This window comes from Sphingobium estronivorans (assembly GCF_008692605.1).
In the GTDB taxonomy this organism is placed as follows: domain Bacteria; phylum Pseudomonadota; class Alphaproteobacteria; order Sphingomonadales; family Sphingomonadaceae; genus Sphingobium; species Sphingobium estronivorans.
Window position 1 is genome coordinate 55,730 of the sequence record NZ_LFCT01000024.1, and the last position, 24,709, is coordinate 80,438.

Below are 24,709 nucleotides of genomic sequence, written 5' to 3' on the forward strand. Positions count from 1 at the left end.
GAGCGCTTCAGGATTGTGAAAACCAGCGGGAAGAGCGGGCATCCGTCAGCGCTGCGGCCACGACGCAAGGCGTCATGCGAGCCATTCGAAACTTGACATCGCGTTCCCATCATGTTCTCTCCTCGCGCCGAGGAGCAGACGATGATCCGGGACTTTGTTGCCACCTATGATTTCAACCTGCCGCTGAACGATGCGGCGGTCGATCCCGAGCTGCCGCTGGTGCGCCGGCGGCTGGCGAGCCTCGCGGCGAGCGAGGGTCTCGATGGCGGCTATTATGAAGCTCAGGAACTGGCCGAGGCGTTTCTCGACGCGGCGCGCGAGGCGAATGAAGAGATCGAGGATGACGACAGCCCGGCGCGCCGGCGGTTGCGTGACATCCTCGAGCGCGACCTCGACTATCAGCGCGAGATGTTCGGGGAAGTTTGCGAGCTGCCGCTCGCCGATGCGGCCGCGCATCTTTGCTGGCTCACCGATCTCATGAAGCGGCGCGTCGACATGGCGCGGCCGATTGCCGATATTCTCGGTCAGTCGGGCCAGTAGCCCGAAGGTGATGAAGGGGCGGGTCGTCGCCCGGCGCAGGCGAACCAGCCTCTTTCCCGCGTGCCGCACAACGAGGCCTGTTGGCCTCTGGCCGGGTCGTGCATTGATCGGCGTGCTTGCGAAGCTGCCCGCCAGAGATTGCATCCGGCGCCTTTCATAGTCTCTCGATCGGCAGTGGCTTTTACGCCGGATTCGCGCGAGATTCAGGCTGCGAGGCCAGGCGGCGCCAGATGTCCCTGTTGCCGTCGGCATGGACCACGACAAGACCCCGCGCATCGAGTTCGGCCTGAACGCAGCACACAAGATCGCCGGTCTCACCGAAGGCGGGCCGCTCGTAAATATAGAGATCGAACAGCGCCCGGCCATTCGCAAGCTCGTGGCGGTCTCGCATCCGCGACCAGGGATGTGTCGTATTGAGGTCGGTGTCGGCCCAGTCGGGATCGTCACTGATCAGGAGGATATTGAGGGCCGTCCGGCCCGTCGCGAGATGGAAACGCTCGGCGATCTCGATCGTGTAGCGCGAGACGGCCCTTTCGCGGCGCGCGATTTGCTCGGCGACGGTTCGTAGCTGCCGGATATCATCGGCGGACAGGCGAACGGTTCCGGTCATTGGGGGGCTCCTGCCGCGAGTGTCGAATTGGCTATGCGAGGCGCGCGAAGCGTTCGCCTGCGGACGTGAATCTGTAGCCGTTAGCGCCGATGCCTTGATCGACCGCCTCGTCGGAGCTGAGAAAATCATACTCCGCGCCGAGACGGGCATAGAGCCAGCAGGCGAGATCGCGCAGCGCTTGCGTGATCGTCTCTTCCGCGTCGGCGGTCATGTCCTGAGTGGTTCCGTCCCGCTCGACCGAGATCGCCATGCTGTGTTCGTGATAGTAACGCCCGCGGTGATGGATGTCGGCGCTGAGCTGATAGAAGTTGCGACTCTGCGCGGCCCGCAGGGCATCGGCGATCCGGTGAAGCTCGGTGTCGATGGGCGCGTGGTCCCGTATCCGGCGATGGGCGTCCTTCGTATAGGAATAGACGCCCTCGTAGCAGGCGCCGTCGCCCTGGCTCCAGAAGCCGCTGAAATAGATGCGCGGTTTGCTGCGCGAACCTCCGCCATGGAGGCGCACGATATCGGTCCTGAGCGCGACCCCGAGAATGTCGCAGATCTGCTCGAAATCGTCGAACGTGACGTCATGCCAATAATCGTCGAGGCAGGTTTCCCGATACCAGCATCGGGCGTTCACCTTTGCGCTCTCGGACAGTTCGTCGAGACGATAGGTCTCGATTTCCATGAGTTCGGGCATGGTCTGGATCCTTGCGGTTTGCGGCCGAAGCGAGGGGAAGGCGCTCGGCGGTCCGGTGCCGCGAGCAGGTTCGCTAGTCGTTGAGGGGAGCGCCGCGTTTTGCTCGCTGGTCGGCCGGGACGGTGGACGTCAGGAGGCGTGTCGGTCCTGATGGCGAGCGATGATTGTGCGCGCGAGCTGCTCGATCTCGGCCCGGTCGGCAGTCGCCGTGCAATCGCCGGAAAGAACCACGAGATCGTCCAAGGCTGCGCTACCCTTGCTGATGAAGATCCGCCAGACATTGCGCCGGATCTCGCCTTGCTCGCGGGGCTTCGTGTCGGGGTGGAACATATCCGCCCATTGGCGCCGATCGGGATCGTCGGAGACGTCGGTCCAGTCGCCCAGCATGCCCCAGACGGCATAGCCGTCGATACGGGCGTGATGCTCGTGGGCCGCGCGGCGTTCGGCCTCTCGCTTGGGCGCCTCTCGCTTGGCCTTGGCTTCGGCCTGTTTCCACTGGACCGACGCCAGGCCGCGTTCGAGGCCATGGATGACATCGGCGGCCACAGCTTCCTGGCGTTGGGGCAGGACATAACAATGCCGGGCGGCGGCGATCTGCTCGGCGCCATATTGCGCGAGCTTGAGCAGGGCCTGCAATTCGGTCTTCGAGAGCGTGACCCGTAGTCCGCTCGCCATCGCATGGGTTTTCATGTCCGGCGCTCCTTGTGCCAGGGTCTGAGACCGGCGAGCGGAAGCTTGTGCTCGCGTGCGCTGTGATGGTGGTTGTCGGAAAAGAAGCCCCAATGTCCGGTCGATGAGTATCGCCGAAAGAAGAGCTTCTCGCCTTCCTCCGTTCGGATCCACATGCCGGGTTCTATGGGATATTGATCGGCACCATCCATTGGATTGCCCTCATGAAGATTGCTGGTGGAGAAACCCGCGCCGACCTCGCCAGCGGCCCCGAGCGGGAAATTCGCCGATGGTGCCGACCTGCCGCAATGTCGGGCATGGGCTATCGGACGAATTGGGTATGGGCGACGGTGTCGCAGGTGCGAAGCCCGGCGGCGGCGCGCTGCCGGCCGACCGCCTGGGACGTCGTAGTCAGGCGACGCGCAGGACCAGATTTTCGTCGTTGGCCGGACGCGCTTCCGTCACGCGGAACGGCTGGACGGGATCGCCGGTCCGAATGACGAACTGGTTGCGACCGGTGGCGGTCCAGCGCTGGATCGCGCAGGCGTAGGCGTGAGGGAATGAAGCGAGGCTCGCCCGAAGCGGGGACAAGGAGGACATGGGTTTCTCCTGGATGCAGATGGGTGCCAGTGCAGGCATGGTCGGCTTTCCACTCGGCGTTCTGTGATGGGTTCGGGAAGCCGGCGCATGTCAGCCGGAGATGATAGTCTTGAGTGCGGTTTCGATGGCCTTTTGAGCCTCTTCGATATGTTCGTTTCCTTCGTCCATTCTGGCGATGATAGGAACCAGATGGGGACGATGCTGATTGAGCCAGGCTCGGGCGCCTTCGGCATCGACATAACATTCGAAGCCGATGGGGTTGCGGCTAGTGCCGGCGATCGAAATGTAATCGAACATCTTCCGCAGTTCGGCATTCTGATCGGCCATGTAGTCAGCGACATAGTCAGCGGGATAATCGCCGCCCCATTGGCATTGAGCGAGTTCGAGGATTTCCCGCTCGGCAGCTTGATCGAACCAGGGGACGGCGTCGAAATCGACCTCGACGCGATGGTCATCGCTGTGAGCAGAAGCAGCGATCGGTAGATCGAGATTGGCCGTTGAGTCGGGATTATCGGCAAGTTTGTCCTTGTCGACCCATTCCCCGTCAATCGGAAGATTTGAAGTCGCTCTCACCCGATCATTCAAGGCAGTAAGGCCTTCAAAGCAGATATCGACCCACCCTTGGTCGTTGGACCAGAACAGGGCGCGGTCATTTTCGTTTCGGATGAGCCAGGTCATAGTTTCGTGGCCTTTTGGGAGAAGACAAGTTCAGGTGAACGATGCGATGCGCGACGATTGGCCTGATCGCCGAAGCACTCGAAACGCCGACGGCCGATTCTTCCTGATCAGCGACGGTTCTTCCATCTGGCATGGAAATAGACGCGGGCCGGCAGGTCGCGTGCGGCCGCTGCCACAGCCTCTTCGAGCCCCGCGCGCCAATCGATCGGAATTGCAACGAGGATGTTGGTTCCGCGAAGGCCGGCGTCGGGCTCGATCGTGATCGGCGCCTTATCGCTCCAGGCTTCGGGCGGTATCGTCGCGCTCCATCCGGGCTCGGTTTCATCGGGACCGGATCGGACGATGGTGTGGAGCCCGACGAGGCTGGAGAGTGCTATGGCGTCGGACCTTTCGGTTTCGCACCGCCCGAACGCACCGAGCCTCAGCACGGTTCGCGGATCGTCGATCCCGCAGCCGTTATCATAGACGGAAAGGGTCGCACGTCCCTCGTAGACGAACGTTTCGACATGGATTTCATAGGCGTCAGCCTTGCAAGCGATGCGGAACAGTTCGTGCAGAATCTCAGGGAGTGAGGCTGGATGCCTGTTCGTCGGCACAAGCCGGGACGGGGGGCCGGCAATATGGGCCTTGGTGGAAGATGGCATGAGAACCTCCGGGTTGGCAGCGAACTCCTCGTCGCAATCATCCCCCGCCCCCTTCCCTCCAGGGCGGTCTTCTGTCCGCCGGTGCGTTACCAGCGGGAATGGAGTTACGGTCGCTTGTTCATTCGGCCGCGGACGCTCTCGATCCAGCTCTGCGGGTCGTTGTGATGGTCGAGAAACTCCTGCGTCCACTGGAACACCGTTTCCGTATCCGGCTCGACCGTCTCGAGCGCGTCTCCGTAGTCGGGATGGTGGGCTCCCTTGGCACAGTTCCGCATGAAGATAAGGGCGCCGGCGCACATGGCGCGAGCGTCGGTTCCGTCGCCGGGAATGGTCTTGTGGCACGGCAGCGGCGGACCATCGAACAGGAGCTGCTGTGTGAAGTCTTCGGGGCGATAGCCGCCGAGCCATCCGGCGGGATGATTGCGGCGCCACGGGCATTCGTTGCAGGGTCGCTTGAGGATGGGTTTCATGAGTGCGGCCCCTGCACTTCGGCGGAACTGTCCTCGATCAGGATGCCCGGCGGGCTTTCGCCAGGATCGAAGATCATGCGCAGGCAATCGCCGATGTCGGGCTCGTCGCGAGCACCGCACAGGGTCACGAATTCGGCAAGAAGCTCATCGGCCAATCTCGTTGGCTGCGCATCGTCATAGACTTTGTGGTCCAGGTGCGAGAGGGCATAACATCTGTGGGCGTGATCCCACATGGCCTGGGGATCGAGGATCTCGACATGGAGTGTCACGCTGGCGGTGATCGCGTGCGCCATGATCACGCTCCCGCCCGCAAGGTCTGTAGGGTTTCCTCCATCATCCAGTGCGTCGAGCCGCCGAAGATCTCGGTCTCGGTGACGACGAAATAGCCGCCGCCGAACCCATCCGGTATGACCCGGTCGGTCACAACGGCCCATTCGAAGCCGAACGGCATCGCCGACTTGCAGACCTTCTGGATGAGGGATGCGAGCGCCGAAACATCGGCCTCTTGGCCGTGGATGAACGCGACCTGTCCTTTGCCGTCACGGTCGTCGTGTATCGTCAGTTCGGCGTCGAAGCTGGGGAAGTCGGGATCCGACCAGAGGCTGAGGAAAGCCGCGAACGGGTCTTCCTCTTCGGCCTGCACCGGGAAGATCGCCTTGAATGCGCTGCTGCGGGTTGCATAATATGTCTTCGCGGCGTCAAGCTCGTCCACCTCGGGGATGCTGACGAACTCAGCGGAAATTTCTGCAGCGGTCGCGAAGCATTCTTCGAGCATCGCAGCCTCGTCGGGTGTCACCGGCAGGTTGAACGCCGTTTCCAGATAGGTGTTGGACATCTTGTGTCTCCCTGTTGTCGAAATCATGAGGGGAAATGGGCCGCGCACGAGGCCGGCTGGCGCCACGGGCGTTGCCGGCTGGTAAGCGCCACCGTCTGATAGGATGCACGCTGAGGGCGCCCGCCCCAACCAAGTCGTCTTGGTGCTTGAGATGACGGCTCCGGGGCGGGTGCCTGGCACAGCGTCGCGGCGAGCGCGAACGGTCCGGTTCCGCGGCGTGTGTATATGGGCCCGGTCGTGTGTGATCGTCAGCCGATCCGTACAGGACAGATGTCAGGCGACGGTGAGTTCCGACACGCCGGGGTCGACGAAGGCGGCTTCCACCTTGTGATTCACAGCGTGCATGGTGATCGCCCGATCTTTGGGGATCAGCCAGGAGACATGTTCGCGCATGGCCTCACGGACCCGCTCGATGATCGCGGCGTCCTCGCCGAGCAGGAGCATGTTGGCGGCAAAGCGTGCCTGCATTTCGAAGGCAACCTGCTGGGTCTCATAGCTGTCGGCATCGCTGTCGTCGCTGGGCCAGAAGCAGGCGTTTTCCAACAGAGAGGCGAGTTGGGTGGGCGTGATTGCACAGTCGGCGGTGAGGAGGACGGAGACCTCTTCGAGACCGCTCCAGCACTCGCCGGGAACGATGAGGACGTCCGTGGGCAATCCAAGGATCTCCGTGGGCTCGTCGGCACCGCCCCCTTTTTGCACGGCAAGTTCGAGGGTGATCGCATCGACCCGCCCGGAGACAAGGGAGGGCGGCAGTTGGGAGCCGTCCGTATAATCGAAGATGTCGTCCGGTTCCCGCTCGACCCGAAAGGAGCAGCCGAGCATGCGCGGCAGGGCATCGTACCAGCTATAGCCCGCGAATTCGCCTTTGGGATGGACCGGGCGTGCGCGGAGCAGATGTCCCGAAGCGATGGTGCGGCCGGCGCATTGCTCGATATGGGGTTCATCCGACGACATCAGGATCATCGGCTCGCCGGCCACCCGTTCGCCGAGGAAGATGCTGTCCATCTCCGCGGTGCGCGGCGCCCAGGCTGAAAGCCATGGCGCGGCTTCGGGCAGGACGATCCCCAATGACTTCGCTCTCAGCCATTGGGCATGGGAAAGCCGGTGGTGGCCTTCGCACGCGATGGCGCGATAGATTGCCGCCTCGCAGGCTTCGCGAAGGGCATCGAGCGCGGCGTTCTGGACGACTTCCTTGCGCGCCGGCAGCACAAGCTGGAGGGTCGGCGCGTCGACGATATCGACCTTCGCATACCATCCGCGGCTGCCATCGGCATCGCATATATGCGGCAGGCTGCACGGCACGGTCAGTCCGTGAAAGTTGATCCGCGGCTTTTCGCGATGCGGACTGCGTTCGTCGACGAAGATGCCGATACTGCAACCGTTCCATTCCTCGGTCCGCGTCGCTTCGCGGAGGAAGCTTTCGCGGTGCAGCCGGTTCCCATTGAAGGAGATCGGCACCGGGCAGAAGCGCGCGGCGTCCTTCACCGCCTGCTCGAGGGCGCTGGCCCAGCTTTCGGGCAGGTCGATCTCGATTTCGGTGCCCTTGGCAAGCGAGGACGGGACAAGGTCGAGCAGCTTGCCGCTTTCCCACGCGTCGGGCGTGATGGTCACCTGCCAGGCCGCGCCAAGCTCGACCGCATGAGAGCGAACGGTGACGTGACGGCCCGCCAGGCTGAACACGCCCATGCCTGCCGGATCCTCGGAGCGGGCAATGGTCTCGTTCCATCCGGAATCGCCGAGCGTCAGGAACTTGGCCGGCTCGGCAATGCCGCGCCCATCGTCACGAATGAGGAGCACAGGGCGATCGTTCTTTTCGATCTTCGCGATTTCGATATGGGTCGCGCCGGCGCGCCTGCTGTTCTGGATCGTCTCGGTGAGGCAGTCCGACACGGTCCCATTGAAGAATCTTCCGATCTTGGTGATGAGGGACTGGCCGACCGTGGTTTTGATCGTGGCAGGAAAGGTCATGGAGATCTCCGGATTGGCCGCGACATCCTCGTCGCAACCATTCCCGGCTCCCTCCCCTCCACCCGCACTCGCACTGAACTGGCCGAACCGGTGCTGGATCATGGGGTGGAAGGGATCGGACCAGTCGACATGGCGGGTGATCCAGTCGGGAACGAAGTCCCAATCGAAGCACCCCAGATAATCGTCGGCGACGCTGCTCCAGTCCCTATCGACGGCACTGGTCCAGCCAATGACGGTGGAGCGCATGGTGGCAGCGCCGACGGCTTCAAACGAGGCGCGTATCTGCAAAGCGCGCTCGATATCGCCGGGGAGCGAGGGGGGATTGTCGCGGAGGTCCATCACAGCCTCCCAGAGACAGGCCGCGGTTTCGAGCGCGAAGGTGCAATGGGAATCATGCATGGCGCATGTCCTTTCGCTTGGAAGAAGGGTCAGGCAGCGATCCGGCCGGAACCGGTACGGTCGATGTCCAGGAGCGCGTTCGCACTTTGGGCGACCGGCGATGTTTCCGCAGGGTGTCGGCCGCGCCTGAATTCGGATGGAAGGGAGGCAAGGTGAATGCGGATGATCTTTGTCCGCACCCTGGCCGTTGGAAAGGTGCCAGCGGGCAGTTCCTCGAGCGTCTCCATCCCGTCGGTCTGGAAGGCGATCGGGACGAGCGCCACCAGCGTCGGCGCTTCGCTATGTCCGTGCCGTCCCATCAGGTCTCGAGCGGCAGCTACATGCTTGTCCGCCTCGCTGAAGGGCGGGTTCATGATGACGCGGGGAAACTCAACCTTGCCGCGCACCTCCGCCGCATATTCGAGAAAGCAGCGATTGATGACGGTCCCGAACCGGTGGAGCTGGGCGGACAGCGCGACATGCCGTTCGACCTGCACCAGTTCATACCGGCTGTGCCCGCTTTCGATGAGGGCGCGGGAGAGGTTTCCGGTTCCGGCGCTAGGCTCGAGGGTCAGATAGTCGCCGACCTCGCCGAGGTAACGCACCATCCGCGCCGCGACATCGGGCGGCGTCACATGGCACTCGGTCGATTTGTCGACGGCGAGGATGTCGGATGCGGACGCAATCTCTACCTTTGCGAAATTGTGTTGAGACCGCACCGTGAGACGGAGCGGCCGGGCGGGCCGCGTGTAGGCGCTCGGTTTCATGCGGCTATCTCCTCGTTCGCGGCCTGGCGCGCGGCTGCCTCGAGGGCGTCGAGGTCGATTGGCAGAGGCTTCCCCGGCTTGTCGGCGATCACAACCACGCTGTCGGGCTTGTAGAATTCGGCACCGATCGTCGAGATGCGGATGCGGGCGACCGGCTCGGCGGAGCGCACGCGCTCCTGCTTTTGCCATTCCGTCCGGACGCGCCGGCCGTCGGCGTCGATTTCGATCGTCTTGAACGGGGAATAGTCTCCTTTCGAATTCTTGGAATAGACGGCCTGGGTCGTCGTGTAGACCGCCGCGAACTTGGCGGCGCCGTGCTTGCCCTTGTACGATCCGATCATGCGCAGGTTCCAGACCGCCTGGAGCCGCTCGGCCTGCTCGCGAGACAGGTTGATCAGCGGCACGGCGTCAGGTTTGGCCGAGACGCGCCGCGCCGCCTTGACGGGCACGGTGTAGCCGCTGGCCTGCATCAGGTCGCGCCAGCCATCCTCGCTCAGCGCGAGCGAGGTGTCCGGGGCGATATGCGCGGGAAGCGGGACCGGGCTTTCGAGGCGCAGGTTCCCCGGATACGGGACGGTGCATTTGGGGCTTTCCGCACCGTGCTCGCGTGCGAAGGCCTGGATCACGACCGGGGTAAGCTCGCCCTCATAGCGCTGGACATCGCCCAGCATGGAGCGCTCGAACGCCAAGCGGTTCAGGACGTGCTCGATCCAGCGGCGGCGGATGGGGCCGTTGACGGCGAGAGTTGCCCCTTCGATGCACGATTGCCGGGCATTGGCCGGCGTGATCTCGCCCTTGTCGACCTTGTAGTAGAGATCGTAATTCGACCAGGTCTTGCGGGGATCCATGTTGCCGAGCGCATGGCGAATCTGGTCGTCGGTCGTGAACTTTTCCCAGATCGCCAGCGCCGCATAGGCCGTGTTGATCCCGCGCTGGAGGTCGCGCAGCTCGGCCAGCAGGGTCTTGATCCGGTTCGCGCGGGTGCGCGGATCGTTCTTCATATTGGCGAAGCGCTCGACGCCGGTGGCCCGATAGAGCCAGTAGGTCGCGGCCTTGTCGGCCTCGTTCGAGGCGGTCATGGCCGAATGCATGCGCTCCTGGGTTCTGCGCGCGCCGCGCTCGCTATGATGGCCGGCGAGAATGGGCTGGCCCATATGGAACGCTTGGGAGAGCTGGTCGGCGCGGCGGGCGAAAGCATTGGCTTCGGTATGGCGCTTGTGGGCCAGGCCATCGAGCCGTTCGGCCTTGATGGCGGCGCGCTCGGCCAGCGTCATCTCCTCGGCTTCGATTTCGCCGGCGAGCTCGACGGCAAGGTCCTCGCGCTGCGGCGTCCATTTGGGAGCGACGAAAAGCTCCTGCTTCGGGGCCCAGACGAACCCCGCCTCCTTGACCCGGGTATAGGTCTCGGCATCGAGCCGCGACGATGCGTAGAGGCGGATCTTGTTGTCCTCGGGGCTATATGTTGCGGTGAAGCTGGTCATTGATCGTCCTTTCAGGAGTGGGGCCGGCATGTGCCGTGGGTGAACGGGGGCGTCGCGCCGGTGGGTGATCGCCGCGCATCGTGGATTGGCGGCTTTTGCGATCGCCTGGCGGCGAGCTGGCGACGATGTGTTCGGGCGTGAGCCGGAACGTCAGCCAGGACTAGGAAAGCCGGAGCGTCTTCTCATCGGGCGTTTCGATGTCGACATAGCGCCTCCCGGCGCTGCGGCGTTTGCGGATACGGCCGTCGACGAACGCATCGGCCCATCGCTTGGCTTCGGAGGCGCGGGCGCCGCTGGCACATTCGTCGGCCTGCTCAAAGAGAGCATAGGCAAGCGCATATTGCTCCCGTTCCGGCAGCGCGAGGAGAGCTGCGGCGATCGGCAGGGCGCTTTCGTAGAATTCGAGAACATGACGGCCGCGGCCGTGGTGCATCAGGATTGCAAGACGGCTCTTGCCGCCGATGCCTGTCGGTCGGGCGATCCGCACATCGTGCGACGCATAGGTGATCGAAACGCGCGAGGTATCGGATTCACCGCGTTGGAAGACGCGGTCGTCCCGGTTGGGCAAGGGATGAGCCAGGACATCATAGCCGTCGAAGCTCTCGACCCTGCGGATCAGATTGTGTCCGATAACAGTCATGGCGATGGTTCTCCGGTTCGGAATGAGGGAGGACGGCGGCCGGTGTCAGGCGGCGTCGCAAGCAGCGGCACAGCGCAGGCCGAGGTCGAGGTCGGTGAGGACATCGAAACCGGGCTCAAGGCGATCGAAGGCGCCGGTCAGGTCGGTTATGTCGGTCCAGGCGAAAGCGTCGCCCGGGTCACATTCGAGCTGGAAAACGATGGGCGGCGAGGCCGCAGTCATCTCGGGGAAGATAGCCCTGATGATCAGCGTCTCGACGCGGCGCGCGAGGCCCCCAATGCGGGAGGCGAGGTCGCCGCGCTCGCTATGAGGCATTTCGAAATAGCGCTCGGGCGCCAGCAGCGGGGCGATGCGAACGCAGGGGAAGCGTCCGACATTTCTGGGCCCGGCGACAGTGCCGGCGAGCGCACGGCGCTCCGGCGCGACAGTTTCGGCGGGAACCAGAGCGCGATAGACATAGTGCGGGAGCGTCCCCGCGATGCGGGAACGGGTGACGATGATTTCCATGGCGTGTTTCCTTCAAGCGGCCAGTCGAGCCGCAGCGTCCGATTGGGGCAGATGCAGTTCGCGACGGATGCGCGCGGCCAATCGAGCCGGCCGGACCAGTTCTTCGACCGATGCCCAGTTGTTACGATCGCCAATATGATCCTGGCGACCGGCGACCTTTCGGAACATCACCTCGCGACCACGGTCCATGAGGTCGAGGCTGAGCTGCACGTAGATGCAAGTGCCGTGAAGGGTGACCGAGCCGCTCACCGCGATCCCGCCGCGGTTCGAGCGAATATCGTAAGTGTCGCTGGCCAGACCGAGCGCGTCGGCGAGCGCACGCAGCGCCTTGCGTCCATCGCTATGGAACAACTTCTTCGCGCGTTCGTCATAGGCGACGCCCTTGTGGGCCAGTGGGATAAGTGCCGGCTTGCGCCGAAGGTCCGCGATGGCGTCCATGCATGCGTGGCGAAGCTCGGCATCGGAGTCCCCGATTTCCGAGGCGATGGCGCCGAGATGGCGCGCGAGCAGGATGACGGCTGGATCGCGATCTTGCGGTCGCCCGGCGTTGCGGCAGTCGTCAATCGCGGCATTGAGCGCGTAGAGGGCGTTTGGCAGAGTGCGAAGCGCCGAAGGGTCGAGCGCCTGCTGGTGCCGAAAGGCCAGGTCATAGGACATGGGGATGTCTCCTGAGGTCCGGGCGCATCTTCACGCCCGCCCCAATCCCCTCCCCCTTCCCTCCCGTCGGGCGGTCACCATTCGAAACATGGCAGCCGGTCGGTCGTGGACGCATCGCGGTCCAGGATCAAATAGTCGCATCCCTTCTCTTGCGCGAACGACAGCGTATCGGTGAGGTCGTCGGGGATCGCTGACCGATCGCCGAAGGAGGACGGAATGGTGCAGATGAGCCAGCCATAATGTGTGTCGGCAATACTGACGGGGCGGTCAGATGGCTCGCGCCTCATCCATTCGTCGATCGTCAGGGTCGTCGGCCACGAGATATGGCGTGACGACAAAGCGAGATAGTTGCCGATCTCGAGGCGCTCGGGATCATATCCGATGTCCGGTTCGATCCAGTCCATGCGGCTGACCAGTTGGTCTTCCGGGTGACGATTGAAATAATCGCGCACAACGAGGGAGTCGTCGAGGCCAGCGGGATCGCGGCGGTCGTTGATCTCACTCCATTGCGACCGGCAGAATGTCGCGACCTGGTCCAACAGCCCCTTGTGACTGACTGCGGCCGCGACGCTGGTTCCGTGGCCATGGCCGATCAGGGCGAGATAGACAGGAACCGGCCAGGGAACGGGCGTCAGCTTGATCCTTCCGATAGTGGCTTCGAGATCAGCAATAAGATCGGATATACCGGTGGATGCGTCGGCGTGGGGCGCGAGGGCCGCTTTGGTGCGCGCCAGCAACTCCAGATGCGCAGATCGTGTATGGTCAACCACGGGGTCTGTCCTTCCTGATAGGGGTTAGCGATTGAGCTGGGAGACCCGTCATTTCTGCGGGCCGGCAGTGTCTGATGGCGACGGCGCCGGTATCGCCGCTGATTACCGTGCGTTTTCGGCGTGAGGCCGCTTTCCCGCCGATCAGGCTGCGGAGATGGCCGGGGCCGACAGCAACTCGCCCTGATTTTCGCCAAGGCCGGTCAAGGGCGCGTTGTCGTTGCCAGGGTCGAACTCGCCCTTGGTGTTTGCCAGCTCGGCTTCGAGGTCGGCCAGTTCCTGAAGTTTCTCTTCCAGCAACGCGGTGTCGGAGAAGTCCTGACCAAGGCGCGCCTCGAACGCCGGGAGTCGTCGCTCAGCGACTTCGAGGCTGGTCCTGAGGTTGGCGAGTTCGGTGTCGAGATTGCGAATGGAAGACTCGATCCGGCCGATCACTGTGCCCGGCCGCGTCTTCTCGGTGACTTCGAAGCCGCGATGCTCGCCGTGGTGCTGGATGACGGCGGCGCTCGAAATACACCGCTCGCCCTCATCATTTCTGTCGTCGCTGCCCAAAATCTCCAGCTCGAAACCGTGGAAGGTTCCGAGCAACCAGCGAGCCGGGGCGCTGCGCAAGCGCATCTGGTTCGCCAGACGGAGGATATGCTCGCCGACGGCCTTGCGATCGGTCATGGTCCTGCCATCGGTCTCGAAAATGATCGCATCATCATCGGTAGGAACGCGCTGCGCGATGTCGGATTCCAGCAAGGCGATCTGCCGACGCCCGCTATCGATTTCATCGGTCGTTCGCTTGATCGTCCGGCGGATATTATACTGGTCGTCGATGTGGGCGTCGCGCAGTCGCAGGAGCCGCGCCACTTCGGCGTCGAGCCCGGCCTTCTTCATCAGGCGGTCGTCACCGGAAGCGAGCGCCTTCGCCAGAGCGAACTGATTGACGTTGGAGCCCACGTCTTCGATCCGGCGAATGGAGCGATCGCCCGACATAGCCATGGCGATGAAGCGCGCCTTGCGCTCGAGCATCTGCCAGTTGGTGGCATCCATCGAGCCACTGGTCGCGTAGCCATAAAGCTCGATTTCGTCGTTCTGATTGCCCTGGCGCTCGATCCGGCCCTCACGCTGCTCGATATCCGAGGGAAGCCAGGGGACATCCAGGTGATGTAGGGCTATCAGCCGCTGTTGGGCATTGACGCCCGTGCCCATCGTGGCAGTCGAGCCAAGGACGAAGCGCTTTCGCCCCTGGTTAAGGTCGTTGAACAGGCGCTGCTTCGCGCTGTTCTTCTTGTAGTGCTGCATGAACGCGATCTGGTCGGCTGGGACGCCCATCTCGACCAATCGATCGCGGATCCAGACATAAGCCGAAAAGCCGCGGGTTTCGAGAGCGGCCTCCGTGCCGAGATCCGAGAAGATCATCTGCACGGCACCCGGCAGCGGATAGGGCTTGCCGGTTTCCGGGTCGGTGTAGCGATTGTCGGCCGTCTCCTTCCAGATGCGATAGGCATTCTCGATCAGGAGATTGAGCTTGTTGCCCTCCTCGTTGCCCGTCCCTGGGTCGACGAAGCGTAGATCGATGGCGGAGTGCCTACCGTCGGTGATCACCGACAAGAGAATGTCGTCGCCCTTCTGCGGCCGCCCGCTGCGGTTTTCGATGGCCTTGATGCGGCCGGCCAGCACTCGCTGATAGGCTTTGAAGGGCGCGCCGGACTTTGCGACGATGATCTTGCGCTTACCGCCCTTGATGGTCGGAAGGCGGACATATTGGCGAAGATCGTCCTTGAGCACGACGTCCGCGACACTGCGGTACATCGCCATCAGGTCGGCGACGTTCACGAATTCGCAGAAGCGTGTGACCGGCTTGTAGCTGCCGCTCGGCTGCAGTTCGAGCTCGGTGCGCGTGTCGCCGAAATTCGCCGCCCAGGCGTCGAACTCGTGCATGCCTTTTGCCTGGAGCTCGTCGGGCTGCATGAACCGCTGGAGCGTGTACATTTCGCCAAGCGTGTTGGTGATAGGCGTGCCGGAGGAGAGGATCAGTTCGCGTCCGGGGTTGATGCCGGCCAGATAGCGGGTCTTCACATAGAGGTCCCAGGCGCGCTGCGAACCCGCCGGATCGACGCCCTTCAGGTCGCCGAGGTTCGTCGCAAAGGTCAGCTTGCGGAACTGCTGGGCCTCGTCGACAAGGATCTGGTCGATGCCGATCTCGCCGATATGCACGAGATCGTCCTTGCGGGCCTGCAGATTTTCGAGCCGCTGCTTGAGCCCTTCCTTGAGGCGCTCGACGCGCTTGCGCGAAACGCGATCCTCGTTGTCGATGCCCGTGATCAGCACTTCGTAGCTCGCGAGCTGATCTTCAATCAGGTTCTTCTCGAACGCGGTCGGCGTCGGGATGAACTTGAACGCATCATGCGTGATGATGATCGCGTCCCAGTTGCCGGTGGCCGCGCGTGCCAGGAACCGCTGGCGCTTTTCCTTCACGAAGTTCGTGTCGTCGGCAACGAGGATCCGGGCCGTGGGATAGAGCATCAGAAATTCGCGCGCTATCTGTGCGAGGCAGTGATTGGGCACCGCGATCATCGGCTTGTTGGCAAGGCCGAGACGGCGCTGCTCCATGACGGCGGCGCAGAGGCTGAATGTCTTTCCGGCGCCGACGCTGTGAGCGACGTAGGTCGAACCCGCGGCGACGATCCGCCAGACGACACGCTTCTGGTGATCGCGCATGCGGATCGTTGTCGATGCGCCCGGCAGCTTCAGATGCTTGCCGTTGAAAGTTCGCGGCACGAGGTTGTTGAAGGCGTCGTTGTAGATCCGGACCAGTCGATCGGCGCGCTCGCTTTCCTGCCAGACCCACGTCTCGAAGGTCGACTTGATCGCCGCGAGCTTCTCTTTCGCCGCTTCGGTGTCGGTCGTGTTAAGTTCGCGGCGCTCGGAACCGTCCGCATCCCGGTGGACATCGTAGATCTTGGGGATGTGCGAGTTGAGGGCGTCTTCCAGCAGGTCGGCTGCGCCGCGGCGCGCGGTGCCCCAGATCGAGGTCGAGCTGACATGTCCGAGGAACGGCGCCTTGTCGACCGTCCAGCTCGCGACAGCTACCGTGTGATGAATGCGGGTGGTGACCTCCATGGTCTCGGCGACGAACGTCTCGATGACGTCCACGGGGATCCAGGGAGCGCCAAGACGCGCGGTGATCTCGCTCGGCTTGAGGTCGACCGGCTGGACTGCCTCGAGCGCGGTTGTGGTGGCTGCGAACCGCGGATCGGTTTCGGCCTTCTCGCGCGCCAGGGCGAGCTTGGTACGGACCGGACCGGAAAGGGCTTCGTCGGCCGACACCCAATGATCGAAATGCGGCGTGCTGCGGAGCGGGTCGAGGTAGACGTCGTCCGCGAGGTCCGCGAGCGCTTCTGCTTCAGTGACGCCGAGTAATCCGGCGATCAGGGAGACATCGACGCGCCCGCGATCATGGAGTGACAGCGCAAGGGCGTCCTGCGCCGAGTGGATTTCCTGGACCACCGGGGGCTTGACGACTCGTTCGGTGAAGATCGCGCCGGGGGTGCCGGCATCGCTGGCCTCGTCGTAACTCTCGATCGAGGCCACCAGCCAGACGTCGGGGTCATCGAGGAAGGGCTGGAGGTTCGGGCGGCGCTGATATTCCTTTTCGGCGCCGGTCTCCGGATCGATGCGGATGCTGGTGATCGTCCGGTTGATCGGCCCGTGCTTCTTGATGAAGCGCCGGTAGTGGTCGAGCAGCGTTTCTTGCAGGCCGGCATAGGGTCGGTCATTGAGCTGCGCGCGCAGGATCGCCCGGACGGCGTCACGGATGGGGATCAGGCCCCTGATGATGTTGGCGTGCTTCTGGAACAGGCCGCTGTCGCCGCGCCCGGTCTTGATGCTGACTTCGGTGGGAACCCCGTCGACGATCTGGTGCAGGATGCCGCTCGAAACGAGATAGCTGCCTTCCTTGAAGTCAGCTTCGTCGGCCGCGGTGCCGACTGCAACGTCCGCGGCGACATCGAGCTTGTCGCGCAGCGATGTCGCGCGGTCGATCGCGCTGTGGGTGCCCTCGTGTTTCGATGCGATCGCCGACAGGGTGGACGCGAGCGCGGTTCCCAGTTCGATGTCTGGCTCGGCCGCGCAGGAATATTCCATGCCGAACTGGCCGCTTCGCCATTGATGGACCCCGAGGACGTGATGGGGGTGGTCGAGGAAGTAGCTGTTGATCCGGAGAGGCCCGAAGCCTTCGTCGCTGTCGGGAATCTCGGCGAGGTCGATCCAGTTTCGCACGGCAAATGGCGCATTGGACGCGCGCTTCTTGAAGAGCAGGATGTCGACGACGACGTCGGTGCCGGCTTCTTCCTTCATGGCCTTGCTCGGAAGGCGCACCGCTCCCAGGAAGTCGGCGATGGACTCTATATGGAGGCGGGCTTTCGGGTCGCTCTTGTCGAGCGTGTATCGCGAGGTCACGAATAGCGCGATGCCGCCCGGACGAAGCTGCTCGAGCGCCTTCGCGATGAAGAAGTCATGGAGCGAGAGGCCGAGGCGACCGAGCTGCGTCTTGTTCTGGATGGTGAGGTTCGAGAAAGGCGGATTGCCGATTGCGAGGTCGAAGTCGGCCGGCAGCGACGCCTTGTCGAAGTCGATGCAGCGGATGACCTGCTTGGGATAGAGCGCGCTTGCGATCCGGGCGGTGACGGGATCGTTCTCGATGCCGACGAAAACCGTGTCGTCGGAGAGATGATCCGGCCGGAGCCCCATGAAGAGGCCGCTGCCGCATCCCGGCTCGAGGATCTGGCCCCCGGTGAAGCCAAGGATGCGGGCGGCGTCCCACATTGCCCGGACGATATATTCGGGCGTGTAATGGGCATATTGCGTTGCGCGCTTGAGCGACTGGAGCTCGCGCTCGGTCGTTTCGGCGATCAGGCTCTGGCCGAGGTCTTCCCAGCCATCGCGGAATCCGTCCGAGCGATCGGCGAAGATATTGTTCGCAAGCTCGGACGCGCCGAAGCCGATAAATCTGGCGATACGGCTTTGCTCTTCCGCCGTGGCTGGCCTTTGTTCGCGGTCCAGCAGGTTGAGAAGCTTGATCGCCTCGACATTGTCCTGTGCGCGGCCCTTCCAGGAGGGCGCCAGGGTCCGGGCCGCGGCGAACGAGAAATCCAACGATCGGACGGGCAACGCGCGACCGATGAAGTCGATCGCGGTCGGTGCCGTGAGCGTCGCTTGCCCGCTGTCGCGGGCGATGGCCTCGCTGGCACAGGCAACGATCTGGTCGAAGTCGAGGCTCAGCTGGAGAGCCAGCGCGGATGCACTGTTTCGCATGGGGTGCTTCCTCTTCTGGAGGTTTCGCGGGCGCGGCGCGGCAGCCCGGATCCCGAAGGGGGCCGGACCGCGGCGGGGCCGAGAGAACTGGGAGACGAAAATGCGCGCCTCGATGGCGCCGTGGCTGAGAGGCCTCGCCCGCGAGCGGGGCCTTGGTCGCGTCAGCGCCCCGAGAGGAGCAGGTCGAGGGCGCGTGTGAGGACGTCCTCACCGGCGTCGTTGACGATGACGACTTCGGGGTTGGTCGCACGAACTGCGCGCGCGACGATCGCCAGCGGCCGTTTTCGCAGGGGATATTGCAGGATCTGACCGTTCTCGATCGTGATCAGGTTGGTGCGGAGCAGGCGCCTCAACCGGCGGCCTTCGACCGCTCGGGTAAGAAGATCGCTCACCTCGAGTTCGAGATCATGATCGCAGGCGAAGTCGCCCAACGAGCGTTGGGGCCGGTTCGCCTTGAGCCAAGCGTCGACTTCGGCTTCTGTCCACCGGCCGACCCGATGATAGAAGTCCGCGCCGCCCGTGCCCTCGTTGCGGGCATGGAAGGCCAGTTCGCCGTCGATCCAGATGTCGGCGGTATAAGCGGCGGTCTCCTGCGACAGGGCGGCGCTATAGTGGACGTTTCGTAGTTCGATGAGCATGGGGAAGGCTCCTGACCGCTCCACCGAGCGGAGCCCCTTCCCCTCTCCCCCTTCCCTCCATGCGATTAGTGTTGGCCGTCCTGCGTCTCCTCGGGGCGGTAATCCGGGCCGTAGGAGCAGCTATTCTCGAACTCGGGATCGTCCGCTTCGTCGACCAGATAAGCGGTGATTTCCTCAGCCGGCTGGGCATCGAGCACGGCCGCAGAATGGGGCAACAGGCGAACGGGGAAGACGCCCCTGCCCACGATTGCCTCGGCTTGCCGCATTGCGTCCGTGTGGTCGTCGGCAGTCACGGCGACCTTGACCCTGATCGTCGTATAGACGTGGACATGGTGGATTTTGCTCATCCGCCGACCTCCTCGACGCAGCTCTCACCATCGACGCTGAACGGGCCGGTGTCGGTGTCGATCGGCTCGTGATCGTCGCTATAATCGTCGATCTGCTCGATTGTGGGAGAGAGCCATTCGACAAAGTGATCGGCGCGTTGGCGCGCCTCGCCGGGTGCCTCCGCATCGACGACGACGGTGATGAAGGCCTTCACCTCGACCTGATATCTAGCCATCGTTCGTCTCCCGTCCCTTGCCCCAGCGATGGACCGTGTCGGTCGCGACCTGTTCGACCACGACGATGCGGCCTCGGTTCATTGCCGCGTCAACGGGCGCGCAGAGCATGAAGTCGACTTCGAAGGCGTTTTCGGGATCGTACCAAGGACCAAAGCCGGGCTGTGTTTGCCCCGGCAGCGGCTCCCGGCGGCGCAGGGATTTGCGCGCCTGCATCTCGATATCCGCGAGATCGGCTTCGACCTTGGGATTCATGACGTCGCCGATGACGTTCACCTTGGCGGTCACCTCGACCAGTTCGGTGTGAAGATGGCTTGATCGCATGACGACAAGCACCTTGCGCTGGATTGTCATGATTGGCTCCTTTCCTGGCGTGAGGCGTCGACCGGATCGCCCTCGACGATCAGGGGCGGCACGCGAAAATCCGCAGCGTCGAACCAGGCGATGATCGCTTCGAGCGAGCCGAGCCGCTCGGCAGTTCCCCGGTTCATGACGACATGGCCGGCTTCATCGGCCGGATAGGATGCAGGCTCGCCTTCGCCGGTGAAAACGACACGCTCGGGGTTCCACTCGGCGAGATAGCCGTCACATAAGCGGACAAAGGGCAGCTTGAGCTCGACGCACCTGTCTTCGAGTTCCTGGAACCGTCCGCCGATCACCTCGTGGGCATAAAGGTCGAGCGGCTCGCCGGGCGTGCGATGGGAGGGGTCGAAGGGTTCGCCGTCCCATTCGATCGACAGGCGCTTGGCGAGGATGATCCCTGCCAATTCCTCATAGGCGGCCGGTGGGAGCGCCCCTCCCAGTCGGATGGATGCGGAAACACGATTGGCCATGAAAGCCTCCATAGGTTGGCCCCCCGCTCGACAAGCGGCGGGCTGGAACAGACTGGCGTGGATGCGTTTGGGGAAAGGTCGCGCGTCAGCTTTCGCGGCCGCGCGTGATGGCGAGGTCGAGGTCAGCTTGCGCCTGTGCGAGTGACAGGCGCGCGCGTTCGAGGGTCGCATGTGCGCGGTTGATCGCGACAGCGCCGGCGCGGGTCGCGGATCGGCCGAGCCAATCGCCGCAGAAGCGGGCAACGAAACATCGCTCGGCCAGACCGCAAAATTCGGGTGCGACGGTGTAGCGCCGATCGCATAGCGAACGGACGGATCGCAGATTGGGCATGGAGGTTTCCTTATCGGCAGGTAGGCTTGATGACGTTCCCAGCGGCAAGGGTGCCTGGCTGGCAATCTCGCGGGGGCTTGCCATCAACCGAGGCGAAGCGATGCGGCATATTGACGCAGCAAGTCGGCCATCGCGCTGCGAGCATGGCCCTTGTTCCCGATCACGATCTCCGGGTGGAGTTCCCGGCCAAGCGCCGTGCGATAGCCGAACGCCGGCCCGCCGTTTGCATCTTCGACCACGATACGGTGACCGCGTGGTTTCGCAGGCCCCGCATAGCGCGCGGTGAAATCTCCAAGCCGCCCCGATAGTCCGGCAGCCATCTTGCTCCAGCGGATATGTCCGGCGGCGAACTGGTCGCCGAAAGCGCGGCCGCGTGCGAGCCAGTGGCGGAATTGCGCACGCTGTTGGAGCACGGAATTGCGCGTGCGTTCCATGGTTCGGGCGAGCGGCAGGATGTTGGCATCGGCGTCGATGCGAGCGAGTTCCGCGTCGTCGGCAACGATCAGAATATCGGAATAGTCGCCCCGGCGCAGTTGCTCGCGGAGCACGACGCCATCGATGGCCGCCGGTCCGGTCGGTATCGATAGCGATTGGAGACCGGACTCCTTGTCGATCGTGAGCAGCGTCGCGCCTTCCTGTCCGGGCCGCTCGTGCAGCATCGCGAGGATACCGATCGTTCCTTCGGCGAGTTCGGATGCTCCGAGGAGGAGCAGGCGCCGATGCCATGAGACCGGCGGCGGGACATCGGTCGGGCTCGGCCATTGGCTGGGAAGCGGTCGTGCAAGTTGCAGGCTGTCTGTCTGCATGGGCTCGGGCCGATCGGCCACAAAAGATCGTCGGGCGACGTCGAAGACATCGTCGGGCTGGCCGCCGCCATCGAGAAACCCCTGGTGGTAAGCGAGGCGGCGGTCGTCCGGCTGGCCCGATCGGGGCGGTGACGGGGGCCGTGACACCCATCCCGCGCGAGCGGCATATTGGCCTTCGGCATAAGCATAGGCGGCGTCCCAATCATAGCCGTGAACATCGCGGGCATGGAGGATCGTGGCATGGCGGCTGTCGGTGCTGCCTTGTACGATTTGGCGCTCGACAAAGGCGAAGTTCGCGGCCCTGCGCTGCAACTCGGTTTCCAGGCTGATGGCCTCATGGAGCGGTCGAAGCATCTGCACGCGCTCGCGGGTCCGCGCCATGCGGGCGTCCAGCGGAGCGTCGTTCGGGAGATCGGGGAAGCATCGCCACGCCTCGGCAATCGCGTGGGCATGGTGAGCCGGACGGCCGCGCGCCATCCAGCACCCCGCAACGGCGGGGTCGAAGATGTCGGTCATGTCGAGAATCCTTTGTGCGGTTTCTCAAGCTGCGAGGTGAAGCAGCAGGAGCGCGGTCACATCGCCTTGCGTCGTGGCGCGATCTAGGACCGGATAGGCAGGCTTGAACCTTCGGGCCGAGATCCAGACTGTCTTCACTAGGGGAATTAGAAACATGAAACTAGGTTCGTTCCTGGATCCGTCGTGTTGTGGCCGTGACCGGGCGGCAGCGTGCAGGAAGCGCACCCGGCTGTTTCGACGATATTATCGTCATCAGCGTCCGGAAATCACCGATGAAAGGGACGTTGGATCACTCGCGCCGAAGGATCCGGCCTTCCTCCAACACGACGTCGTCGAGATGGATGGAAATCGGTTTATCCATGTTCGGATGCACATCGCCTTGGTCAGTCGTGATGAAGGCGTCATGCGTGACCGCATCCGTCGGAATTGGGCCATAGTATGCCAGAAGCGCGTGATTGAATGCGCTGGACGGCAGCTCAAGGGCAATACCGAGAAGAGGCGTTCGGCGATTGTGAGTGATCTCGCCCAATGCCGCGATAAACCGCTCTGGATTCCTGAGTGGATAGATATGACCTTCGCGGAACGGCATCTTGGTCCTCCTTCGTCAGCACTTTATCATTCTGAGCGCTCGGAAAATCATAATAGTCGCGCATTGCGCCACCAGATGGGGCACTTCCTTAGTATCGCCGCGCTCAGGCGGCATGAGCCAACAACGGTAATGCGGTGACGTCACCTTCGGTCGCCGCGCGATCGAGCAGCGGGTAAGGCAGGCTCGGAACCTTGCGGGCGGCGATCCGGGCTGCCTTGGTCAAAGGAAATAAATAGGTGTGGCAGCCGGGGTGGCGCCGTCTGCGCAGGAACCCAGTGCGCTCAAGGTCTCTGAGCCAATCTGCCCGGTCTTCGCCGAAACGCGGCGGCCTCGCCCCGGCCTCGAGGAGTGCGTCCATCGCGTAGCGCTGACCGCACTCCGCGTTGCGTATCTTGGATATGGCGCGTGAAGAGATTGGCTGGCCATCGGGCAAAATCAGGTCCGTGCGCGGGCTCGATCTTCCCGAATATTGGCTGCCCGCCGCGCAATAGATGAGGCCGCAATGCCCTGGTAGAACAACTCGGCCATCGGCGTCGATGCGTCGCACGGGATCTGCATAGGAGATGACCGAAAGGATTTCAGGCTTCTCGCGCCGCAGAAGCCGGAACGCTCTGGCGATCAGGAAAGTCTCGGCGTTACCTCCCTGGGAATCGCTGATAACGAGACGCCCTAGGTCGCAAGCCGTGCGTGGATCAGGGAGGCCCGCGCTCTTTGGCACGCTGGCATTGTTGACCGGGTGCGAGAAGACGCAGACCCCGACCAGCTCGGGGCGACCGCCCTTGCCGTCAGCAAAGAGGCCCACCGAAAGCCGCGCGACGGGCATCGAGGCCGTATAATGATGCGCCCGCACGAAGGCAGCCGCCTGATACTTTGTGCTGATGACATCGACAGCGAGGCGCTTGGGGTCGATTTCCGCGGCGTTGGGAATCCAGCGGCAGCGGCGGTCGCGCCAGCGCTGGCTGCGGGTGGTGAGCATGGTGGCAATCTCCATTGGATCACCATCTCCCTCCCTCTCCCCTCCCGCCGGTTTAACGCTTTGATGACGGCTAGAAAGATCGATCACAGCGCCAAGTCGCACCAGGTCCGTCTTCGACCAAGCGATGTCCCACGCGGCTAAAGAGGATCGACGCAAAGTAAATCGTTTGGACGCCGTTTCTCGCGCCTCTTATTCATTGCGTATGGAAGGAGGATTCGCACATGGTGACGACACCCCCGGCATGGCTGGCGGATTATGGCGGATCGTCCGAGGCGATCGACAAATTTCGGTCCTATGTCAGCATCGAGACTGTTTCGCGGGTCTACGATGCCTGGAAGAAAATCAGAAGCGTGCCAGTCCCGTTCAGTCATTGGCGATGGCATAGCGTCGCTGCGCCCGGTTGCAGACAGGACAGCCGCGAGTGGCAGGACATCCACCGGCAGTTGCGCGGCTACATGGACGACGGCGGTGTTCTGGTCATCACCGGGAGCGCGCTGACCGGGAAGACGTCCTTACTTGAACGACTGACGCCGGACAGCATCATCGACAACTCCCGGTCGGGATTGGAGCCTGGCGCAGGTATTCCCTCCGAGCAGGTCCCGTCGGGCTTGTTCTCGATCGACGAAACCCAAGCGCATGATAGGCGCGACATCGTGCGCATGATCGCCGAGATGAAGGCCGCAAAGCGCGGCTTCGCGCTAGTGTTTCAGCGCCCTGAGACTTTTCGGGATCATCAGATCGGGGAGTATCTCGCGGCGCATCCGGTTCAGTTTCTGAATCTCTCTGATCATTAGGAACAACCAAGAAGCATCGGCCGCTTCTGCATGGCGAGGGCGACACGATCGATCACGCGCTGCGGCCCTTCAGCAGCGCATGAATCAGCTGTTCTTCCTTCTTGCTGATCCGGTGGCGTCGGCGATCGCGCTCGATTTGCTGTTGCACCGCGTCGGCGCAGTAGCGCGGCGGGGATTGCCTGGCCGCACGAGGAAGCTCTGACCAGCCGTCGGCAGCGCTGATCCAAACCATGCCCAAGGCAGATGGCCGTAGCTCGCGCTCGCCGGTGATTTCGCTATTGGGATCATTGACGATCACGCCGCCGCAGTCATTGATCCGCTGGGGCGCTCGCCCGCTAAGGACGATCCGTGCGCCATGGCCAGTCGGCAAATGAACCGTGTCGCCCGGTTCTACGGCGGCGGCCAGTTCGCGGCCGATGGTGTAGTGAAGCGTCCAGCCATTCTCGGTGATGTGCGTCATGCACGTTCT

At 63.4% G+C, this 24,709-nt stretch carries 29 protein-coding genes; 2 read left to right on the forward strand and 27 right to left on the reverse strand.

From position 1 onward, the window contains the following. The first annotated feature begins 141 nt into the window (after positions 1 to 141). A complete protein-coding gene (locus F7P65_RS16590; RefSeq protein WP_150293696.1) occupies positions 142 to 540 on the forward strand; it encodes a hypothetical protein in 399 nt (132 codons plus the stop codon). A gap of 181 nt (positions 541 to 721) precedes the next feature. Here F7P65_RS16590 and F7P65_RS16595 read toward each other — a convergent pair whose 3' ends face one another. The 26 genes from F7P65_RS16595 to F7P65_RS16725 all read right to left on the reverse strand — a co-directional run bounded on the left by F7P65_RS16595 (position 722) and on the right by F7P65_RS16725 (position 23,461). Continuing rightward, positions 722 to 1,150, reverse strand: coding sequence for a hypothetical protein (locus tag F7P65_RS16595; RefSeq protein WP_150293609.1), 429 nt, complete (start codon positions 1,148 to 1,150; stop codon positions 722 to 724). Between the two features lie 31 nt (positions 1,151 to 1,181). Next, positions 1,182 to 1,832, reverse strand: a complete 651-nt coding sequence (locus F7P65_RS16600; protein ID WP_150293611.1) for an antitoxin of toxin-antitoxin stability system — start codon at positions 1,830 to 1,832, stop codon at positions 1,182 to 1,184. A gap of 129 nt (positions 1,833 to 1,961) precedes the next feature. Beyond that, the gene (locus tag F7P65_RS16605) at positions 1,962 to 2,522 is read right to left on the reverse strand and encodes a hypothetical protein (protein WP_150293613.1); all 561 of its coding nucleotides are present in this window, start codon (positions 2,520 to 2,522) and stop codon (positions 1,962 to 1,964) included. A gap of 390 nt (positions 2,523 to 2,912) precedes the next feature. After that, the gene (locus F7P65_RS16610; protein ID WP_150293615.1) at positions 2,913 to 3,101 is read right to left on the reverse strand and encodes a hypothetical protein; all 189 of its coding nucleotides are present in this window, start codon (positions 3,099 to 3,101) and stop codon (positions 2,913 to 2,915) included. A gap of 90 nt (positions 3,102 to 3,191) precedes the next feature. After that, the gene (locus tag F7P65_RS16615; protein ID WP_150293617.1) at positions 3,192 to 3,779 is read right to left on the reverse strand and encodes a hypothetical protein; all 588 of its coding nucleotides are present in this window, start codon (positions 3,777 to 3,779) and stop codon (positions 3,192 to 3,194) included. Positions 3,780 to 3,886: 107 nt separating this feature from the next. Beyond that, complete coding sequence (locus tag F7P65_RS16620) at positions 3,887 to 4,423, reverse strand: sensor histidine kinase (RefSeq protein ID WP_150293619.1); 537 nt, start codon at positions 4,421 to 4,423, stop codon at positions 3,887 to 3,889. Positions 4,424 to 4,527: 104 nt separating this feature from the next. After that, on the reverse strand, positions 4,528 to 4,893 hold the full coding sequence (locus tag F7P65_RS16625; protein ID WP_150293621.1) for a hypothetical protein: 366 nt from the start codon (positions 4,891 to 4,893) through the stop codon (positions 4,528 to 4,530). Then, positions 4,890 to 5,186 (reverse strand): hypothetical protein, encoded by a 297-nt coding sequence (locus F7P65_RS16630; protein WP_150293623.1) that lies wholly within the window; start codon positions 5,184 to 5,186, stop codon positions 4,890 to 4,892. The genes F7P65_RS16625 and F7P65_RS16630 overlap by 4 nt, the downstream gene beginning before the upstream one ends. Positions 5,187 to 5,188: 2 nt before the next feature. Continuing rightward, positions 5,189 to 5,728 carry a hypothetical protein gene (locus F7P65_RS16635; RefSeq protein WP_150293625.1) on the reverse strand — a complete coding sequence of 180 codons (540 nt, stop codon included), beginning with the start codon at positions 5,726 to 5,728 and terminating at the stop codon, positions 5,189 to 5,191. 273 nt (positions 5,729 to 6,001) lie between these two features. Continuing rightward, positions 6,002 to 8,095, reverse strand: coding sequence for an ATP-binding protein (locus tag F7P65_RS16640; RefSeq protein WP_240334344.1), 2,094 nt, complete (start codon positions 8,093 to 8,095; stop codon positions 6,002 to 6,004). Positions 8,096 to 8,124: 29 nt separating this feature from the next. Beyond that, positions 8,125 to 8,841, reverse strand: a complete 717-nt coding sequence (locus F7P65_RS16650) for a methyltransferase type 11 (protein ID WP_205452127.1) — start codon at positions 8,839 to 8,841, stop codon at positions 8,125 to 8,127. Then, positions 8,838 to 10,322: a DUF3560 domain-containing protein gene (locus F7P65_RS16655; protein ID WP_150293627.1), complete on the reverse strand. Its 1,485-nt coding sequence runs from the start codon at positions 10,320 to 10,322 to the stop codon at positions 8,838 to 8,840. Before F7P65_RS16655 ends, F7P65_RS16650 begins: the two co-directional genes overlap by 4 nt. Before the next feature lie 160 nt (positions 10,323 to 10,482). Continuing rightward, positions 10,483 to 10,962, reverse strand: a complete 480-nt coding sequence (locus tag F7P65_RS16660) for a hypothetical protein (RefSeq protein WP_150293629.1) — start codon at positions 10,960 to 10,962, stop codon at positions 10,483 to 10,485. Positions 10,963 to 11,007: 45 nt separating this feature from the next. After that, complete coding sequence (locus F7P65_RS16665) at positions 11,008 to 11,469, reverse strand: hypothetical protein (RefSeq protein ID WP_150293631.1); 462 nt, start codon at positions 11,467 to 11,469, stop codon at positions 11,008 to 11,010. 12 nt (positions 11,470 to 11,481) lie between these two features. Then, positions 11,482 to 12,126, reverse strand: a complete 645-nt coding sequence (locus F7P65_RS16670; protein WP_150293633.1) for a hypothetical protein — start codon at positions 12,124 to 12,126, stop codon at positions 11,482 to 11,484. Between the two features lie 74 nt (positions 12,127 to 12,200). Continuing rightward, positions 12,201 to 12,863, reverse strand: a complete 663-nt coding sequence (locus F7P65_RS16675) for a DUF5983 family protein (RefSeq protein WP_240334345.1) — start codon at positions 12,861 to 12,863, stop codon at positions 12,201 to 12,203. A 174-nt stretch (positions 12,864 to 13,037) separates the two neighbouring features. Continuing rightward, entirely contained in the window at positions 13,038 to 18,197 is a 5,160-nt protein-coding gene (locus tag F7P65_RS16680) for a helicase-related protein (protein ID WP_240334346.1), read from the reverse strand. Between the two features lie 161 nt (positions 18,198 to 18,358). Then, positions 18,359 to 18,835, reverse strand: coding sequence for a hypothetical protein (locus F7P65_RS16685; protein WP_150293637.1), 477 nt, complete (start codon positions 18,833 to 18,835; stop codon positions 18,359 to 18,361). 65 nt (positions 18,836 to 18,900) lie between these two features. Next, positions 18,901 to 19,182 carry a hypothetical protein gene (locus F7P65_RS16690; RefSeq protein WP_150293639.1) on the reverse strand — a complete coding sequence of 94 codons (282 nt, stop codon included), beginning with the start codon at positions 19,180 to 19,182 and terminating at the stop codon, positions 18,901 to 18,903. Further along, positions 19,179 to 19,397, reverse strand: a complete 219-nt coding sequence (locus F7P65_RS16695; protein WP_150293641.1) for a hypothetical protein — start codon at positions 19,395 to 19,397, stop codon at positions 19,179 to 19,181. The genes F7P65_RS16690 and F7P65_RS16695 overlap by 4 nt, the downstream gene beginning before the upstream one ends. Then, positions 19,390 to 19,749 (reverse strand): hypothetical protein, encoded by a 360-nt coding sequence (locus F7P65_RS16700; RefSeq protein ID WP_150293643.1) that lies wholly within the window; start codon positions 19,747 to 19,749, stop codon positions 19,390 to 19,392. Before F7P65_RS16700 ends, F7P65_RS16695 begins: the two co-directional genes overlap by 8 nt. Beyond that, positions 19,746 to 20,228, reverse strand: coding sequence for a hypothetical protein (locus F7P65_RS16705; RefSeq protein WP_150293645.1), 483 nt, complete (start codon positions 20,226 to 20,228; stop codon positions 19,746 to 19,748). Before F7P65_RS16705 ends, F7P65_RS16700 begins: the two co-directional genes overlap by 4 nt. A gap of 85 nt (positions 20,229 to 20,313) precedes the next feature. After that, positions 20,314 to 20,559 carry a hypothetical protein gene (locus F7P65_RS16710; RefSeq protein WP_150293647.1) on the reverse strand — a complete coding sequence of 82 codons (246 nt, stop codon included), beginning with the start codon at positions 20,557 to 20,559 and terminating at the stop codon, positions 20,314 to 20,316. Between the two features lie 83 nt (positions 20,560 to 20,642). Further along, complete coding sequence (locus F7P65_RS16715; RefSeq protein WP_150293649.1) at positions 20,643 to 21,881, reverse strand: hypothetical protein; 1,239 nt, start codon at positions 21,879 to 21,881, stop codon at positions 20,643 to 20,645. A gap of 289 nt (positions 21,882 to 22,170) precedes the next feature. After that, positions 22,171 to 22,470 carry a hypothetical protein gene (locus F7P65_RS16720; RefSeq protein ID WP_150293651.1) on the reverse strand — a complete coding sequence of 100 codons (300 nt, stop codon included), beginning with the start codon at positions 22,468 to 22,470 and terminating at the stop codon, positions 22,171 to 22,173. A 103-nt stretch (positions 22,471 to 22,573) separates the two neighbouring features. Further along, the gene (locus tag F7P65_RS16725) at positions 22,574 to 23,461 is read right to left on the reverse strand and encodes a Mom family adenine methylcarbamoylation protein (protein ID WP_240334347.1); all 888 of its coding nucleotides are present in this window, start codon (positions 23,459 to 23,461) and stop codon (positions 22,574 to 22,576) included. 206 nt (positions 23,462 to 23,667) lie between these two features. Here F7P65_RS16725 and F7P65_RS16730 point away from each other — a divergent pair, with 206 nt between their 5' ends. Next, a complete protein-coding gene (locus F7P65_RS16730) occupies positions 23,668 to 24,240 on the forward strand; it encodes a hypothetical protein (protein WP_150293653.1) in 573 nt (190 codons plus the stop codon). A gap of 52 nt (positions 24,241 to 24,292) precedes the next feature. Here the strand turns inward: F7P65_RS16730 and F7P65_RS16735 are convergent, their stop codons facing one another. Beyond that, positions 24,293 to 24,700, reverse strand: a complete 408-nt coding sequence (locus F7P65_RS16735) for a hypothetical protein (protein ID WP_150293655.1) — start codon at positions 24,698 to 24,700, stop codon at positions 24,293 to 24,295. Positions 24,701 to 24,709: the final 9 nt, after the last annotated feature.

Excerpts from the sequence above, each read along its gene's own strand:
- F7P65_RS16590 (WP_150293696.1), top strand. The coding sequence starts at position 142 with ATGATCCGGGACTTTGTTGCCACCTATGATTTCAACCTGCCGCTGAAC.
- F7P65_RS16595 (WP_150293609.1), bottom strand. The coding sequence starts at position 1,150 with ATGACCGGAACCGTTCGCCTGTCCGCCGATGATATCCGGCAGCTACGA.
- F7P65_RS16600 (WP_150293611.1), bottom strand. The coding sequence starts at position 1,832 with ATGCCCGAACTCATGGAAATCGAGACCTATCGTCTCGACGAACTGTCC.
- F7P65_RS16605 (WP_150293613.1), bottom strand. The coding sequence starts at position 2,522 with ATGAAAACCCATGCGATGGCGAGCGGACTACGGGTCACGCTCTCGAAG.
- F7P65_RS16610 (WP_150293615.1), bottom strand. The coding sequence starts at position 3,101 with ATGTCCTCCTTGTCCCCGCTTCGGGCGAGCCTCGCTTCATTCCCTCAC.
- F7P65_RS16615 (WP_150293617.1), bottom strand. The coding sequence starts at position 3,779 with ATGACCTGGCTCATCCGAAACGAAAATGACCGCGCCCTGTTCTGGTCC.
- F7P65_RS16620 (WP_150293619.1), bottom strand. The coding sequence starts at position 4,423 with ATGCCATCTTCCACCAAGGCCCATATTGCCGGCCCCCCGTCCCGGCTT.
- F7P65_RS16625 (WP_150293621.1), bottom strand. The coding sequence starts at position 4,893 with ATGAAACCCATCCTCAAGCGACCCTGCAACGAATGCCCGTGGCGCCGC.
- F7P65_RS16630 (WP_150293623.1), bottom strand. The coding sequence starts at position 5,186 with ATGGCGCACGCGATCACCGCCAGCGTGACACTCCATGTCGAGATCCTC.
- F7P65_RS16635 (WP_150293625.1), bottom strand. The coding sequence starts at position 5,728 with ATGTCCAACACCTATCTGGAAACGGCGTTCAACCTGCCGGTGACACCC.
- F7P65_RS16640 (WP_240334344.1), bottom strand. The coding sequence starts at position 8,095 with ATGCATGATTCCCATTGCACCTTCGCGCTCGAAACCGCGGCCTGTCTC.
- F7P65_RS16650 (WP_205452127.1), bottom strand. The coding sequence starts at position 8,841 with ATGAAACCGAGCGCCTACACGCGGCCCGCCCGGCCGCTCCGTCTCACG.
- F7P65_RS16655 (WP_150293627.1), bottom strand. The coding sequence starts at position 10,322 with ATGACCAGCTTCACCGCAACATATAGCCCCGAGGACAACAAGATCCGC.
- F7P65_RS16660 (WP_150293629.1), bottom strand. The coding sequence starts at position 10,962 with ATGACTGTTATCGGACACAATCTGATCCGCAGGGTCGAGAGCTTCGAC.
- F7P65_RS16665 (WP_150293631.1), bottom strand. The coding sequence starts at position 11,469 with ATGGAAATCATCGTCACCCGTTCCCGCATCGCGGGGACGCTCCCGCAC.
- F7P65_RS16670 (WP_150293633.1), bottom strand. The coding sequence starts at position 12,126 with ATGTCCTATGACCTGGCCTTTCGGCACCAGCAGGCGCTCGACCCTTCG.
- F7P65_RS16680 (WP_240334346.1), bottom strand. The coding sequence starts at position 18,197 with ATGCGAAACAGTGCATCCGCGCTGGCTCTCCAGCTGAGCCTCGACTTC.
- F7P65_RS16685 (WP_150293637.1), bottom strand. The coding sequence starts at position 18,835 with ATGCTCATCGAACTACGAAACGTCCACTATAGCGCCGCCCTGTCGCAG.
- F7P65_RS16690 (WP_150293639.1), bottom strand. The coding sequence starts at position 19,182 with ATGAGCAAAATCCACCATGTCCACGTCTATACGACGATCAGGGTCAAG.
- F7P65_RS16695 (WP_150293641.1), bottom strand. The coding sequence starts at position 19,397 with ATGGCTAGATATCAGGTCGAGGTGAAGGCCTTCATCACCGTCGTCGTC.
- F7P65_RS16700 (WP_150293643.1), bottom strand. The coding sequence starts at position 19,749 with ATGACAATCCAGCGCAAGGTGCTTGTCGTCATGCGATCAAGCCATCTT.
- F7P65_RS16705 (WP_150293645.1), bottom strand. The coding sequence starts at position 20,228 with ATGGCCAATCGTGTTTCCGCATCCATCCGACTGGGAGGGGCGCTCCCA.
- F7P65_RS16710 (WP_150293647.1), bottom strand. The coding sequence starts at position 20,559 with ATGCCCAATCTGCGATCCGTCCGTTCGCTATGCGATCGGCGCTACACC.
- F7P65_RS16715 (WP_150293649.1), bottom strand. The coding sequence starts at position 21,881 with ATGACCGACATCTTCGACCCCGCCGTTGCGGGGTGCTGGATGGCGCGC.
- F7P65_RS16720 (WP_150293651.1), bottom strand. The coding sequence starts at position 22,470 with ATGCCGTTCCGCGAAGGTCATATCTATCCACTCAGGAATCCAGAGCGG.
- F7P65_RS16725 (WP_240334347.1), bottom strand. The coding sequence starts at position 23,461 with ATGGAGATTGCCACCATGCTCACCACCCGCAGCCAGCGCTGGCGCGAC.
- F7P65_RS16730 (WP_150293653.1), top strand. The coding sequence starts at position 23,668 with ATGGTGACGACACCCCCGGCATGGCTGGCGGATTATGGCGGATCGTCC.
- F7P65_RS16735 (WP_150293655.1), bottom strand. The coding sequence starts at position 24,700 with ATGACGCACATCACCGAGAATGGCTGGACGCTTCACTACACCATCGGC.